The organism is Ignatzschineria sp. LJL83, from assembly GCF_054871845.1.
Genome location: NZ_JBTXLY010000005.1, coordinates 67,311 through 82,997, shown reverse-complemented (window position 1 = coordinate 82,997; position 15,687 = coordinate 67,311). Strand labels below are relative to the sequence as shown.

Sequence of the window (15,687 nt, the reverse complement as noted above, 5' to 3'; positions counted from 1 at the left end):
GCAGTCAATGAAAAAGCCAAACAGTTGTTTGGCTTTTTCTATCCATTATTTTTAAAGGCACTTTCCGATGTTAACTATCTTTTGATGATGTATTTAAAGAAGGATCTACTTGGGTGGTAGAAAAATCAGCTGCCGCTGTAAATAGTACATCTGTCGAGGAGTTTAGACCTGTTTCTGCTGAATCCTGTATGACTCCTACGACATAACCTATCACAACAAGTTGCATTGCAATATCATTATCAATATTAAAAAGGGCACAGGCTAGAGGAATAAGAAGTAATGATCCTCCAGCAACTCCAGAAGCACCGCAAGCGCCAATCGTTGCAAATAGGCTTAAGAGAAGTGCAGAAAGAAAATCTACTTCAATTCCTAATGTGTGCACGGCTGCCAATGTGAAAATAGTGATTGTTACAGCAGCGCCCGCCATATTAATGGTTGCGCCAAGCGGAATAGATACGGCATAAATCTCTTCACGAATTCCAAGTTTACGACTGAGTTCAATATTTACAGGAATGTTAGCGGCTGAGCTTCGAGTAAAGAAAGCAGTAATACCACTCTCTTTTAAACATTGAAATACTAATGGGTAAGGATTTTTGCGAATCATCAAAAATACGAGAAGAGGATTCACAATAAATGCAACAATTGCCATGGCAATCAATAACACAACGACTAATTCCAAATAAGCCTTAATACCTTCAAAACCTGTTTCTGCAATAGTGACTGATACTAGTCCAAAAACACCAATAGGAGCAATGAGAATGACTTTCTTAATCACGCTCGTGACGAGCTCTGCAAAATCCTGAAATAGATTACGTGTGGATTCACGAGTATTTCTAAGGGCGAAGCCAAATAAAACACCCCAAGAGATTAATCCTATATAGTTCGCATTCACTAAAGCACTTACAGGATTATCGACCATATTCATGAATAAGGTTCTTAAAACTTCTGTAATATCCGCAGGACCTCTTGCTTCAGCAGGTGGAATATCTAAAGGGACAGATATCGGATGAATAAAGCTGATAGTGACTGCAACTAATGCCGCTAAAAATGTTCCACATACATACAGTAAAAGGACTTTTTTCATCGTTCCGCCACTATCATGCTTTTGATAGTTAGAGATTGCGGCAATAATCAGTGTAAATATCAGAATGGGGGCGATAGCCTTTAACGCACCGATGAAAAATTGACCGGCAATTCCTACCGATAGCGCAATATTTTCCGGGAATAAAAAACCGACAATAACCCCTAAAATAAGGCCTAATAATATTTGTTGCACAAGGCTAAAACGATTAATAAATTTGAATAATAAACGCATTTTAAATAAATCCTCAAAAATAATACATTTTGAGGATAGCTTAAGATTTATATAGTAACAAGCAGTTAACCTATTAAATTATTCTGCAACCATCTTTCGACAATAATGGCTGCCGAAATTGCATCTAACATCCCTTTTTTTCCTTTTTGTGAAGGCTTAATAAACGCTTCACTTTGGGCAGAGGAATGAGATTCATCCACTTCAAAGACAGGTAAGCCAAAACGACCATGAAGTCGGTTCATGAATTTACGAATAATTTTCAAGTGCTCTGTTTCAGTGCCATCTTGGGTATAAGGAATTCCCACAATAAAAGCATCCGGTTGCCATTCATCTAAAAGCTTTTGAATATCTTCCCATTGTGGTTGATTATTGGTGACTTTTAAAATAGTGACAGGTTGTGCTGTTTCAGTTAAAAGATTACCAACAGCGATCCCGAGATTTTTAGTGCCAAAATCAAAGCCTAAGACAATTTCTAAGGCTTGATTTTCTTTTAAGTTCCCTAAAGTAGGAACTCTCTTTTCATGTTGAATCATTCTTAATCTAACTCTGTTACAAAATCTGTATAGCAAGGTTTCGGGAAAGGTAAGGGCGTCTTATCTGGATATCCGTACCAAAATAAGCCCTCAATAGCTTCCTTTTTAGGATCAATATTAAAGAGCTTGTATACTTCTTCTGCAAAAATAAGTGATCCTGTCGACCATTTCGAACCGATACCATCATCTGCTAATGACTGCATCATGATATACAGCGCAATACTTAAAGTCGCATAATCTTCATGAGCTGTTTTTTCATCAGATGCGATTTTTCGAGTTGCTAAAACCCAGCCCGGAATAGATTTCCAGCGATTGAGTTTCGTTGCCGCTGATTGGGGATCTCGATCTGAAAATGCTTGTTCCGCATACTGTAAGAATCTTGCTTTAGACTCAGATCCTATGAGATAAAACTGACAAGGTTGCGTATGACGATGATTAGGAGAAAATACCGTGAGTTTCAGCGCTTTTTCGATAAACTCTTTTGGAACAGCCTCATTCTTAAAGTGATGAATTGTGCGACGATTGGTAATAATATCTGTTAAGGGTAATTGATTCATTGAATAATCCTTTTTAACTGATCTGATAAGTTATGAGAAATATCGGGTGTTTTTATCATTTGAGAGATTATTTCTAATACTTCTGACTGTAAAGGCTCCGGCAAGCGAGCCACTTTTGTAAAAGGTGTTACTAATCTTGCTGCGGTAATTGAGTTAATTTTATCAATGGCTAAGATTTCATTGGCAATCCACTGATATAGCGGAGCACCGATGGTTGCTAAAGCCACTCTGTTTTTACCAATTGCACCCACAATCGCTCTCGCACGATTAGGGTTGTTACGACTAAATGCCGGATGATGAACAATATGATCTAAACTTTCAAGCGTTAAATGAGGATTACGTTCTTGTAAGCCAAACCAACGATCGATAAGCGTTGGGTAATCTTGATATTTCTCATAGAAATCGTCAAGCATTGTCTCTTTTTCTGCAATATTCTGCCAAACTGCATATTTTAATGCCCAACTAATATCCGTCATATTACTAGATTCATAATATTGTGATGTTACAAGATCATGGAATTCTGGTAAAAAAGAAAGAAATTGGAGGGCGATGTTTTTAATCGCTCGAGCATGCACATTGTCTTCTTGGAAATGATGATATAACTTAAGCCATTCATCTTTAAAGCGTGTTGCAAGATAGGTTTCGATGGTTTCTCGAATACGTCTAAAGGAAAGAATATCTTCAGTTTCCATAAGACCTAAATAGTAACCATCATCAGCAAGCGTTAAAAGCTGTGCACAAAATGCTGGATCTTCATAGGCAAATGTAAGTAAGGGTTCAAACGCATCTCCAATGACTTCTGCTCTTTGCTCAGCAGTTAGCTCCTTTGAAAAAGCAACTTTAATAATGAGATTTTGTAAGGCTTCCCATTTTGCAAAGTAATCAGTTTCGTATGTAATGAGTGTTTTCAGATCGGCGAGCAAATAGTGATAATCCAATACAACAGGTGCTGAAAACTCTCTCAAAAATGAAATTACCGGCATTTCTTCAATGTTATGGAATACTAAACATTGTTGATGTGTCGTTAGGGTAAATGTCTCTTCTAACAGCATTTCGCCTGATGATGAAAACATTGCATAGTTAATTGGAATGACGAGAGGTACTTGTTCTGCTTTGGTAACAGGATCATAGCAATATTGCATAAATGACAATCTAAGTTCTTTCTTGTCAGGATGATATTCACTTGTTACTTTTAAAATCGGTGTGCCTTTTTGGCTATACCAAAGTGGGAAATTATCAAACAGACGAGGGTTTTCTGCTTGCATCACATTGTAGAAATCTTCAATAGTTGCGGCTTTTCCATCAAATTCCTGAATATAACGTTGAAATCCTCGATCAAAACCGTCTTTCCCCAGAATTGTTTGATATAAGCGAATAATTTCAGCACCTTTTTCATAGGTTGTAGTAGTGTAAAGATTTTCAATAGAACCAACAACATCTGGGCGAACGGAATGAGAGAGAGGTCCTTGATCCGAGGGGAATTGATAGGTTCTTAGGAAGTTCACATCTTCAATTCTACGAATGCCGGGATGTTGTTCTTTTGCAATAAACTCTTGTTCACGAAAAACCGTTAAACCTTCTTTCAGGGAGAGATTAAACCAATCTTGGCAAGTGATACGGTTACCTGTCCAGTTATGGAAATATTCATGACCAACAACCGCCTCGATGAAGTTAAAGTCTGCATCCGTTGCCGTTTCTGGTGTTGCTAAGATACAGCTTGTATTAAAGAGATTGAGCCCTTTATTTTCCATCGCACCACTATTAAAATCATCGACAGCGACTAAGTTGTAATAATCTAAATCACACACTAAGCCAAAGCGTTCTTCATCCCATACCATGGCTTTTTTCAGAGATTCAAGCGCAAAGTAGCAACGATCAATATCTTTTTGATCGGCATATACTCGCAGTCTTACCGGTGAGCCGTCTGGGCGAATATGTTCATCTTCAATAAATGCTAAATCGCCGGCAACAATGGCAAACAGGTAAGTGGGTTTTAAAAATGGATCTTCCCAAATGGCATAATGATGCGTTTCATCAAAAATTCCTTCTTCAATAAGATTGCCATTTGATAACAGCGTCGGGAATGTATTTTCCGCAATGAGTTTCACCCGATAATTAGTCATCACATCAGGACGATCAAAGAAATAGGTAATATTGCGAAAACCTTGCGGTTCACAATCACTAAAGAACATTTTATTAGAGAGATAAATCCCGCTCAATTCACTATTTTCGCTAGGATTAATATAGTTTTTAATCGTAATTTGATTCGTATGCTTTGGAAGAATGAGCATAATATCTTCTTTATCAAAGACAAATTCTGATGGATCTAGTTGTATACCATCAATAGCGATACTTTCAAGGATTAAGTTATCAGAACCATTGAGTTTTATTTCAAAAGGTGCTGAAAGTTCTTCCGGAAATGTAATCTCAAACGTGCCGGTGATTTCCGTTTTTTGCTCATCTAACATGATGACTAATTCATAATTATGAACTTTAAAATGCGGCGCTTGATAATCTAAACGATAAATTTGATGATCTGTTTGATAAGAGAGTGACATAAGTATCCCTATTTTAAGATCTGCCATGTTCTATCATCAATTGCATGATGAAATAGATCTTGACAGAAATAATGAATAATTTGCTGTTATTTGTACTATTACGGAGTGTATCATTTATCAGATGTAATAAGCTGTTCTTTCGCCGTTAATACACTGCTATTTGAGTATGAAAAATAGGCACTTGTAGGTGGATATTTTGGTTGTAGTTTGCTGTTTATATCTCAAAATCTAGAAGATATGAAAAAAGAGCGTTTGAACACACTCTTTTTTGGAATCAACCTATTGTTATTATAGAAATAATGGTTTTATGAATCTTTTAATCTTCTAAGTCTAACTAAGAAGATTAAACCCAGCAGATTAAGTTGTAAGATTCATTATCTCTACTTTAGAATTGAACACTATCAATCGCCTTTTGAGCACCTTCGTGATCATTTCGGGTACCAATACAAATAGTAGTAATGCTAGATTCAACGGCAATTCGGCAATATTCAAAATAAGGTTTATCTTGATCAACAGTTTCCGCAACATATGTGATTTGCGTATCACTATCCGCTACCGGGGAAACTTTGAAGTCTAAAACATCTGGGATTAGATCCATTTGCGTATTCATGACTTCTTTAAACTGGTCTAATGAAATCGTCACGCCTTCCGGAAGATCCAGGCTAACAGCATAGAGTAGATCCCCTTCAAGATTGCCTTGTTTGGCTTGAAGCAAAATAATATTTTCTACCGGCGTTCCTTCGAGACGATCACTTGCAATAAAGTCACGTTGAGCCATGACATCTTGATAATCAGAACTGACATTGATGGTAAATAACTGATTCGTTGCTTGTATGGTTTGTTCAGATTGTCCGCATGCTGCTAAAATAAAAATAGTGCTGATAATCAATGATCTTTTTAAAAAATGCTTCATTTGAGATATACCCTGATTTCTTATCTAAGCTCAAAACCAAAATTTCAAGACTAGATTCTACATTTAAGAAGCAATCGTAAATTGCTATAAAATTCATATAAACTCTTTATATAAAATTCTTTATATAAGTTTATAAAATAAACTGTTCACAATTTTATCACAAAAATAAACGATCTTTAAGCATTGATTTTATTCATAATAAGTTGCTGATGATCTTTTAAAAGTAACGAGGACTGTTGCGAGAACTCTTCTAATGAACCTGTTGTAAATAACTGTAGTGCAGAGGTATTCATCCCATTACCATTTTTTGGTAATTGAGGAAATTTAAGCGAAAGTTGATGATAACATTCTTGAACGATAGAGCTAGCAGGATCAATAATAGCGACATCTGATGATAATAATTGATCTAATGCCGGTGCTAAAAAAGGGAAGTGGGTACAGCCCAATACAAGTTGATCAATAGGATGATCATTAAAAACTTGTAGCGTTTCAGAGAGTATGGAAATATTAGAAGATGGGGTAATTTTTTGAGATTCTACCAATTCAACCCATGATGTTCCGATGATCTTATGAACCGTACAGTTTTGTGCAAAGCGTGTAATTAAGCCATTTAAACGATCACTATTTAAAGTGGATTGTGTGGCTGCTACGGCAATATGCCCAGTTTTTGTCGCAAGTGTTGCCGGCTTAATCGCAGGTTCCGTGCCAATTAAAATGATATTTGGGAATTCTGCTCTTAATTTTTTTGCGCTTACGGCAGTTGCCGTATTGCAAGCAATCACTAATGCATCAATTTTTTTCGTGATTAAAAATGCCGTTAAAGTGCGCATTCTTTCATGAATATAGGCATCGCTTTTTAAGCCATAAGGAAGATGCCCTGAATCTGCGATATAGAGAAATTCTGCATCGATTGGTGTTTTATATGAGAGAAATGCATTTAAAATGGAGAAACCGCCAATGCCGGAATCAATAAGACCTATACGTAACATTCTTTGTTCCAATTAGCTTCTTGCAAGAGGTACCACAATGGAGGGATCTAAAATCGGAGCTTCCTCTTCTTCAAATCTCATCACTTCTTCCGCCAATAGTGAGAAATCTTCAGGATCAATCGCGAGCATCTCTTCATAAGTCGCCAAATCCCACATTTCAAAGAGATTTCCATTCCCTAATAAAATCAGATCAGAGCTGATGCTGGCATATCCCATTAAACGTTTGGGAAGTACCATTCTCCCTTGAGAATCTAAAATCACTTCCGTAGCACCGCCTCGCACAAACCTTGCAAAATCTCGCTCTTTTTTCACAAAAGGATTGAGCTTATTAAGCTCTGCTTCCACTTCTCGCCAAGCATCAATAGGATAGAAATTAAGGCATTTATCAAGAGCTCGGCTAATGACGAAATGATTCATATCGTCGCTTAGCTGTTTTCTAAGGACGGAAGGAAGCGCGACACGATTTTTCGTATCGACCTTCAATTCATATTCGCCTAGAAATTGGTACATTACATTGAGCCTTAAAAAAATGATAAACCTTTTGCCATCTTACGGTTTTTATAGGATAAAAGCCAAATTATTTTGGTTCTACGAGCCAAATGAGTGGTTTTAGCTCTAACATCATAAATCTTGGAATATCCGAGCGATCTTTAAAAGTTTCAGGATTCATTCTCAATTTCACTAATTGAAATATCTCATTAAATTCTTCCACCTGAAGTAGATCTAGTTTTTCAATTAACATTGCGAGATATGATAGTTGCGAGAAAATAGATTGCATCTCAATGAGCTCATCATTGATCTCAGAGATATTATGTTGCCGGCGTTTTAAAGGTTCATCTTTCATTCTCTCCAAGGAATTTGAGAGAGAAACAATGGAAGCTTGCGCCGTTCGAAGTGCAAGCTTCAGACTTGCATCACCATCAATATCATTTTGAATAATTTTCCAATCTTCAATTTCTAACATGACTTTATAGAGATCTTCCCGAGCTTTTTCGGCAAGTTTTGGTAAGTTCACTTTTTCCCAACTTGGTAAAATATGACTAAATCCGAGCGCAATCAGTGCTGCTAGAATTGTATCGATAATTCTTTCAAGTGATACGGAAAACCCTTGCATGGCAGTCAGGTCTTTACTGATATAGAGTAATATCAAAACATATACTGTCGTGAAAGTAACACTCAGAGGATTATGTACTCTAATTAATCCGTTATTTAAAATGACCGATGCAAATAATATGGAAAGAAGTCCAAGTGTTGGAAGCTCTATGGAGATTAAAAATCCTCCAATAATACAACCAATAATCGTGCCAATAATACGATTTCGGCTTCTCTCTTTCGTTAGGCTAAATCCTGGTCTCATTAAACTTAAAAGCGTAAAGGCGATCCAGAAGCCATGTGAGAGAAGATCTGTGGAGCTGACTAAAGTCAGTGCAAAAAACATGGCTAACGATGATCGAATCGCAAAGCGCATGACCGGCGATTGTAAGGTTAAATTACTCGTTAAAAAATCATTACTCCAATAGGAATGAGAGAGGAATTTCTTTAACTTGTGTTTCGGATAAGTTCCTTCCAATTCCACATCATCCACTAAAAATGAACGAATGCGCTCTAAATTTCGGGAAAGCGACCAAACTTTTCGGAAATGGTTGGCAACAATTTGATAGCCTTCAAGCTCCGCACCTTCAAGATCTTTTCGGCGTAAAAGCTCTAATTCATACTCAAGCGCACGAAGTTCTGCTTTAAAGCCTAATCTTTTGAGCATATCGCCGGCACGAAGCGAATACATTCCCATCTCTTCGAGGTTATTGCCGGCTTTAGAGAAGCTATCACGGAAGAAAATTTGCAGATCACTGTTCGGATAAACTTCTCGAATGACGATAAAATCTTGCAGAGGAATGGTCGCAATTTCTCGAGTTTCAATTAAGAGTAAGAGTTCATTGACCATCTGATTTAAACGATGATCTTTCTCATAATCTAAGCGAAATAAGAGGTCTCTCATAACTTGCAGTTCTTCAAGTAGATCTGTTTGCGAGTTAATAAAGTTTTTAAACTCTTTCTCAATATCGACATTTTGACGATAACATTTTGATAGCGCTTTTAAATAACGTGATAACAGAAAATAGATGCCGGAAAGATTTTGCCGAATAATATATATGTGAAAAATCTTCGTCACAATCATGCTAAATGCGAAGTAAAACAGCGCGCCAAAGCAGAAATAACCTAGATAGTTTAATGGGGTTGTTGCAGTATTTGATGCCGCGAGTAACGCCGTAAAACTGACAATAAACCCAAGTGCGATAAATTTTGCTCTAAAGGCATAAATAAATGCGACTACAAAGGTAACAGCAGAAAGTGAGAGGATTTTAAGAAGGTGTAATCCTTCGGGCTGAAAGATAAAGAGCAGGGTAATGAGTACAATAGCGACAAAAGTTCCGAGCATTTCGTTACGCATATGTTTCAGCGTTCCCGTCTGATCGGCAATCGACATGGTTAAACTACCGTAACCGGCAATCATTAAAATCGGCAAAGGAATGTCAAAGCAATAGAGAATAATGACAGGTAGGAAAATCCCTAGCGCCATTTTTACGCCCATTGCAAAATCACTGCTAAAGAAAAATCGGTGGGTTGCCGTTAAAAATTGATTCATAGATGCTCTTCAGTTCTCCTTATTTCAATGCAAAAGCGCCATATTAACTTGATGAGATAATATGGCGCTATATTACAATTTTTAAAGCATTATCTTCTAAAAATATGCAAATTTAAGTAAAAATAGTGCCGCTACAATATAGGTTGCCGGATGGATATCCTTAAATTTCAAGGTTCCCATTTTAAGTGCAACGTAACTGATAAATCCAAACGCAAAACCTTCGGCAATGGAATATGTGAAGGGAATGCCTAACACTAAAAGTGCTGCTGGAATACAATCTGTTGGCGAATCCCAATTCACTTCCGTTAATTCACGAAGCATCAAGCCTGCAATATAGACTAATGCCGGCGCTGTGGCGTATGCCGGAATGGATTTCGCAAGAGGAGAGAAGAAGATCGCTAAAACAAAACAAAATGCAATGGCAAGCGCCGTTAAACCTGTTCTTCCGCCAGCTTGTACGCCGGAGTTACTCTCGACATATGCTGTGACTGAACTCGTTCCTAATAAGCTTCCTGAAAGAATCGCTGTACTATCTGCAAATAGCGCTCTGTTGAAGCGATTTTTTGCATTGGGAACTTTCTCTTCATTGAGTAACCCACCACGTTTGGCAACGCTCATCAACACGCCGGTCGCATCAAATAATTCTACTAACACAAGCGCGATTAAAATTTGAATGAAGCTTCCGCTTAATACTTTTTCAAAACTTAATTGGAAGAAAGTCGGTGCCAGTGAAGGTGGCGCAGAAACAACACCCACAAATTCGTTATGACCTAAAATCGCACTTAAAATAGAAACTGCCAAAATACTGATTAAGATGGCGCCGCGAACTTTGAAGTTATCAAGTACTACAATTAAGAAGAAGCCTAAAATCGCATAAAGCGCGCCTGGAGATGAGAGATCACCAAGCGTTACAAGTGTTGCATCACTGGCTTTAATGATGCCAACATCAGGATTCGAAAGACCGATGAACGCAAGAAAAAGACCGATTCCGGCACCAATAGCTGCTCTTAAAGATTTCGGAATGCCGGCAATGATCCACGAGCGTAATCCTGTTGCCGTTAAGATGAAGAAGATTACACCCGATACAAAGACGGCACCCAATGCTTCTTGCCAAGTATACCCAAATCCACCTGCGGAGATCGGTGCTGCAATCGTGAATGCAAAGAAAGCGTTTAAACCCATTCCCGGCGCTAAACCGACAGGATAGTTGGCAACAAAAGCCATCACAACGGTTCCAATTGCTGCTGCAATACAGGTTGCCATGAAGATTGAGCCATAATCCATGCCTGTCATTGAAAGAAGATAAGGGTTTACGAAAATGATGTATGACATCGTTAAGAATGTCGTAAAGCCGGCAAGCACTTCTGTACGAACTGTCGTGCCGTGAGCTTTTAATTGAAATATTTTCTCTAACATGTTGCGTCCTTTATGCAAAGAGAATTAAAAAAGTCCCGTTAGAAAACGAGACTTATCAAACTAAGAGACTTTTTCTGTTCTGGGGAAAACGAGTGATAGTACAATTGATCCCACTAAGGTTCCTAAAATGACACTAAGAGATAGTGCAGTTGGGAAGTGATAATCAAAATAAAGCACTAACATTTTGATTCCGATAAAGATCAAAATAATCGCCAAACCGTATTGTAACAGATGGAATCTTTCCGCCATATCTGCAAGTAAAAAATACATGGCTCTAAGTCCAAGAATCGCAAGGACATTTGATGTCATAACAATAAATGGATCTTTCGTAATAGCAAATACTGCCGGCACAGAATCTACGGCAAAGATAATATCTGAGATGGTGATGAGCACTAATACTAAGAAAAGCGGCGTTGCATATTTGATGCCATCTTTCAAAATAAAGAAATGTTCTTTGTGATAATCATCGGTTGTTTTGAAAAATTTCTTCGTGAGTAAAACGATTTTATTTTTACTAAGATCCGCTTCTTCATCACTACCAAAACACATCTTAATTCCGGTAAAGAGAAGGAATGCCCCAAAGAGATAGAGAATCCACTCAAATTTTGAAATGAGGTAACTACCAATCAGAACCATCACAACTCTGAGTAATACCGCAGCTAATACACCATATACCAGCACTCGGCGCTGATAGATGTTTGGAACTTTAAAGTAGCTGAAAATTAGCAAGAAGATGAAGATATTATCAATAGAAAGGGATTTTTCAACGACATAACCTGTTAAAAACTCTAGCGATTTATCAATGGCATAAGCGCTATTATTGACGAATTCTGCCGGAATATTTTCCGCTGGCATCATATATTTAATGTATGCCCAAAGACCAAGGTCAAAGAGTAGGGCAACGGATACCCAGATCATTGTCCAAATAAGGGCCTCTTTAGCGCTAACTTTATGATCTCCGCTTGTTTTTAAAGCAAACATATCAATTAAGATCATGATGGATACTACTATTCCAAATACTACATAGAGCGTTGGAGAACCTATAGAAACGTGAGAAGTCACGGGTAATTTACCTCGGTAATTTTAAAAAGAAGATAAAATATCAGAATTTAAAGTAATTTTCTAGATATTCTGCAAAAGGAATTTGCGGTGCTGCCTCGATCTCATCTCTTTTTGCTAAAGATTGCTCTGTAAGTGATTCTAAAGCTGCCTGATTCGATGAATCTAATGCAGAATATTCAGAGCTATATAACGTTTTCGCTTTTGCTAAAAAGAAGGATTGATAGGTTTGATTGCTTGTTTTAAGCGCTTTTAAGACTTCTGATGCCGGCAATAATTCCGGATGACTCACACGATCTTTCATAAGGCTTAATGATTTCTCATACGGGCTTCCCAAGATTTTCGCAATAGGATCAAGCCAGTGAAGTGCTGATAATAAGGCTTCTTTAAGCGTGGATTCTTCACCTTCAACCGTAAAACTTTGATCTAAATCGAGCCCAGATTTTGCAACGATTTTAAGGTTTTTTTGATTATGTTCATACTCTTTTTGAGAGAGATTCTCGGCATCTGTTAAAACTGACGCTGTTAAAAAGAGCTGAATAAATCGCATGGAATCAATATCAATACCTTCGGCAATGAGGGGATTAATATCCACCGATCTCAATTCAATATATTCAATCCCGCGTTTATTGAGCGCCGTTAAGAAGTTTTCGCCTTTTTGCATAATTTGCTTCGGACGAATACTTGCATAATATTCATTCTCAATTTGCAGAATGTGATTATTGATTTGATTGTAGATCCCATTTTCTTGTACGGGAATTTGCGAGAAAATGTTGCAAGGCGTTGAGATAGCAAATTGAATATTTTTGGTGAATTCTTGGATGCTATTAAATGAGACATCAAAATGGCATTTATTGTTGCCATATCCGATATCTGATAAGCGCAAGGATTCTCCTTCCGGCAAATAGCTATCTTCATCATTTAAGGATGAAAAAGGATTCTCTTTTCCTGCTAAAAAGCTCTTGTCCATCACAGGAGAAGCGCCTAAAAAATAGGGAATCACAAAACCATAACGTGATACATTTCGGCAAGCATGGAGATAGCGATCTGTTTTAAAAGCAGACAACGTATCATTGTTATTTATTCCATCTTGGAACGCTTTAAAAACATGATCTTCCAGTGAGAAGTTATAATGAATGCCGGAAATAACCTGCATCATCTTTCCATAACGAACGCTTAAGCCTTTGCGATAGAGAGATTTCATTCTCGCATCATTGGATGAGCCATATTTTCCAATCACAATCTCATCTTCAGAATCAATTGCCGGCGGCATGGAATTTGGCCAGAAGATCTCATTGTTTAATTTATTCAAAGTAAACTTTTGAATAGAACGAAGTTCTTCTAAAGCTTTATCAGGGCTACTATGTGGACTTGTGACAAACTCCAGCATACATTCTGCAAAATCTGTCGTGATATGTTTATGTGTTAAAGCAGATCCTATAGACTCAGGATGATCTTGATCGCTCAGATGTCCTGTTTCAGGATTAATCCTTAAAGTTTCTCGTTCTAAGCCGATGTTGACATCTGCTATTTTTGCTTGGTGTTTGCCTAACAATTCAAGATTATGCTGTAGACGGCTCTGTAATTTATCCATACAAACTCTCTTATATCACGATGTTTTAAAGATTATTCCTAATGATTAGCGTGCATCTATTGGATCATCATTTGCTTGAAAAAGCTCTAAATTAAAGCCTACTTTCTCTTGCCAAATGTTTACAATATTGCAAAATAATTCCGCCGTTTTTTCGGTGTCATATAGAGCGGAATGTGCTTTACCATGATCCCAATCGATGCCGGCGGCCATAATGGCTCTTGCTAATACCGTTTGCCCATACACAAGTCCAGCAAGGCTCACAGTATCAATCACTGAAAAAGGATGGAAAGGGGAGTTTTTAATGCCAGTTCTTTCGATCGCGGCATTTAAAAATCCTAAGTCAAAGTGCGCATTGTGGCCAACTAAAATCGCTCTGGTACATCCTTTGTCTTTCAGCGCTTGTCTGACTACATTGAAAATTTTCTTCAATGCTTCTTTTTCAGAAATCGCAAAACGAAAAGGATTATCGACTTTAATTCCATTAATCTTCATCGATTCAGGGTTTAGTAGTAATCCTTTCTCAGGTTCAACATGTGCAGAAACTGATTCAGCGGTTGTTAAAATACCATCGGCATCCATATCAACAACAACTGCTGCAATTTCTAATAATGCATCAGTTTTTGGATTTACGCCTCCCGTTTCAACGTCTATTACAACTGGTAGAAAGCCTCGAAAACGCATCGAGATTGGAGGTGGGGATTGTAAGTGATCAGCCATAACTATGAAGAGATTCTTCTCGCCTTTTATGTTTTAATAAGTGTAAATTTATACTTAGAAACGAAAACAACTAACGCTCATTATGCGTTAGTTGCCATCATCTCTTCTGCGTAAATAATTTCAGGAGCGACTTTTTCCGTCACACAATTTGCGTGAACGATTACTTTTTGGACGTTGTCTAAAGAAGGGAGCTCAAACATCGTGTCTAAAAGAAGATGCTCAATAATACTTCTTAAACCACGAGCACCTGTCTTACGCTTTAATGCTTCTTGCGCAATTGCTTTTAATGAATCTTCCGTAAACTCAAGTTCTACACCTTCCATTTCAAAAAGGTAGGAAAACTGTTTCGTAATGGCATTTTTAGGTTCTGTTAAGATATTAACAAGTGCTGATTCATCAAGCTCTTCAAGGGTTGTAATGACCGGCAAACGACCAATAAATTCTGGAATTAAGCCATATTTTGCTAAATCTTCTGCTTCCACTTGCGCAAACAGCTCAGAAAGATTTTTTTCTTGATCCGTTGTTTTTACATCTGCACCAAAACCAATACCGCCTTTTGATTGACGTTGTTGCACGATTTTTTCAAGGCCGGAGAAAGCACCGCCACAGATAAAGAGAATATTACGAGTATTCACTTCGATAAGTTCTGCATTAGGATGCTTTCTGCCACCACTTGGAGAAACAGATGCGGTCGTGCCTTCGATAATTTTAAGAAGCGCTTGTTGAACCCCTTCTCCGGAAACATCTCTCGTAATAGAAGGATTTTCGCTACGGCGAGAGATTTTATCAATTTCATCAACATAAATAATGCCGGATTCCGCACTTTCCACATCAAAATCACAGTTTTGAAGAAGACGAAGGACAATATTTTCAACATCTTCGCCCACATAACCCGCTTCTGTTAATGTCGTTGCATCTGCAATGGCAAATGGCACATTAAGGCTTCGTGCTAATGTTTCAGCAAGTAGAGTTTTACCAGAACCAGTAGGACCAATGAGAAGGATATTACTTTTACTAAGCTCAATCTCATTGTTGTCACTAAAAGCTTCACTATTTAAACGTTTGTAGTGATTATAAACCGCAACGCTTAATGTACGTTTAGCATGTGATTGACCAATAACATATTGATCAAGGTCTTCATAGATCTCTTTAGGAGTTGGAAGGCTTTCAGATTCAGCTTCGATATCTGCTTTTACATCTTCCAATACTAGATTATTACAGAGTTCAATACATTCTTTACAGATATAAACACCATTTCCAGAGATAAGGCGTTCCGCTTCGCTTTGATCTTTTCCGCAAAAAGAGCATTCTACACTTTTCGTTGGTTTGTCTGTTTTGTTACTCATATTGTGAATCTACTCCGAGTCGTTTTATTAAATAGCTAGATTGTAA

At 37.6% G+C, this 15,687-nt stretch carries 13 protein-coding genes; all 13 read right to left on the bottom strand.

The window, feature by feature from the left end:
* Positions 1 to 70: 70 nt before the first annotated feature.
* The gene (gene sstT, locus ACYSN2_RS04670; protein WP_461749098.1) at positions 71 to 1,315 is read right to left on the bottom strand and encodes a serine/threonine transporter SstT; all 1,245 of its coding nucleotides are present in this window, start codon (positions 1,313 to 1,315) and stop codon (positions 71 to 73) included.
* A gap of 65 nt (positions 1,316 to 1,380) precedes the next feature.
* Complete coding sequence (ruvX, locus tag ACYSN2_RS04665; RefSeq protein ID WP_461749097.1) at positions 1,381 to 1,848, bottom strand: Holliday junction resolvase RuvX; 468 nt, start codon at positions 1,846 to 1,848, stop codon at positions 1,381 to 1,383.
* Positions 1,849 to 1,850: 2 nt separating this feature from the next.
* On the bottom strand, positions 1,851 to 2,405 hold the full coding sequence (locus tag ACYSN2_RS04660) for a nitroreductase family protein (protein WP_461749096.1): 555 nt from the start codon (positions 2,403 to 2,405) through the stop codon (positions 1,851 to 1,853).
* Positions 2,402 to 4,963: an aminopeptidase N gene (gene pepN / locus ACYSN2_RS04655; protein ID WP_461749095.1), complete on the bottom strand. Its 2,562-nt coding sequence runs from the start codon at positions 4,961 to 4,963 to the stop codon at positions 2,402 to 2,404. Before pepN ends, ACYSN2_RS04660 begins: the two co-directional genes overlap by 4 nt.
* A 385-nt stretch (positions 4,964 to 5,348) precedes the next feature.
* Positions 5,349 to 5,876, bottom strand: coding sequence for a lipoprotein (locus ACYSN2_RS04650; RefSeq protein WP_461749094.1), 528 nt, complete (start codon positions 5,874 to 5,876; stop codon positions 5,349 to 5,351).
* Positions 5,877 to 6,052: 176 nt separating this feature from the next.
* The gene (gene murI / locus ACYSN2_RS04645; RefSeq protein WP_461749093.1) at positions 6,053 to 6,865 is read right to left on the bottom strand and encodes a glutamate racemase; all 813 of its coding nucleotides are present in this window, start codon (positions 6,863 to 6,865) and stop codon (positions 6,053 to 6,055) included.
* 12 nt (positions 6,866 to 6,877) lie between these two features.
* Complete coding sequence (mraZ, locus tag ACYSN2_RS04640) at positions 6,878 to 7,375, bottom strand: division/cell wall cluster transcriptional repressor MraZ (protein WP_461749092.1); 498 nt, start codon at positions 7,373 to 7,375, stop codon at positions 6,878 to 6,880.
* Between the two features lie 67 nt (positions 7,376 to 7,442).
* On the bottom strand, positions 7,443 to 9,509 hold the full coding sequence (locus tag ACYSN2_RS04635) for an FUSC family protein (protein ID WP_461749091.1): 2,067 nt from the start codon (positions 9,507 to 9,509) through the stop codon (positions 7,443 to 7,445).
* Between the two features lie 96 nt (positions 9,510 to 9,605).
* A complete protein-coding gene (locus ACYSN2_RS04630; RefSeq protein ID WP_461749090.1) occupies positions 9,606 to 10,925 on the bottom strand; it encodes an NCS2 family permease in 1,320 nt (439 codons plus the stop codon).
* Positions 10,926 to 10,985: 60 nt separating this feature from the next.
* Positions 10,986 to 11,987 (bottom strand): TerC family protein, encoded by a 1,002-nt coding sequence (locus ACYSN2_RS04625; RefSeq protein ID WP_461749089.1) that lies wholly within the window; start codon positions 11,985 to 11,987, stop codon positions 10,986 to 10,988.
* 40 nt (positions 11,988 to 12,027) lie between these two features.
* On the bottom strand, positions 12,028 to 13,578 hold the full coding sequence (gene gshA, locus ACYSN2_RS04620) for a glutamate--cysteine ligase (protein WP_461749088.1): 1,551 nt from the start codon (positions 13,576 to 13,578) through the stop codon (positions 12,028 to 12,030).
* Positions 13,579 to 13,623: 45 nt separating this feature from the next.
* The gene (gene rnt, locus ACYSN2_RS04615) at positions 13,624 to 14,295 is read right to left on the bottom strand and encodes a ribonuclease T (RefSeq protein ID WP_461749087.1); all 672 of its coding nucleotides are present in this window, start codon (positions 14,293 to 14,295) and stop codon (positions 13,624 to 13,626) included.
* An 80-nt stretch (positions 14,296 to 14,375) separates the two neighbouring features.
* Positions 14,376 to 15,641 (bottom strand): ATP-dependent Clp protease ATP-binding subunit ClpX, encoded by a 1,266-nt coding sequence (gene clpX, locus ACYSN2_RS04610; RefSeq protein ID WP_461749086.1) that lies wholly within the window; start codon positions 15,639 to 15,641, stop codon positions 14,376 to 14,378.
* Between the last annotated feature and the right edge of the window lie 46 nt (positions 15,642 to 15,687).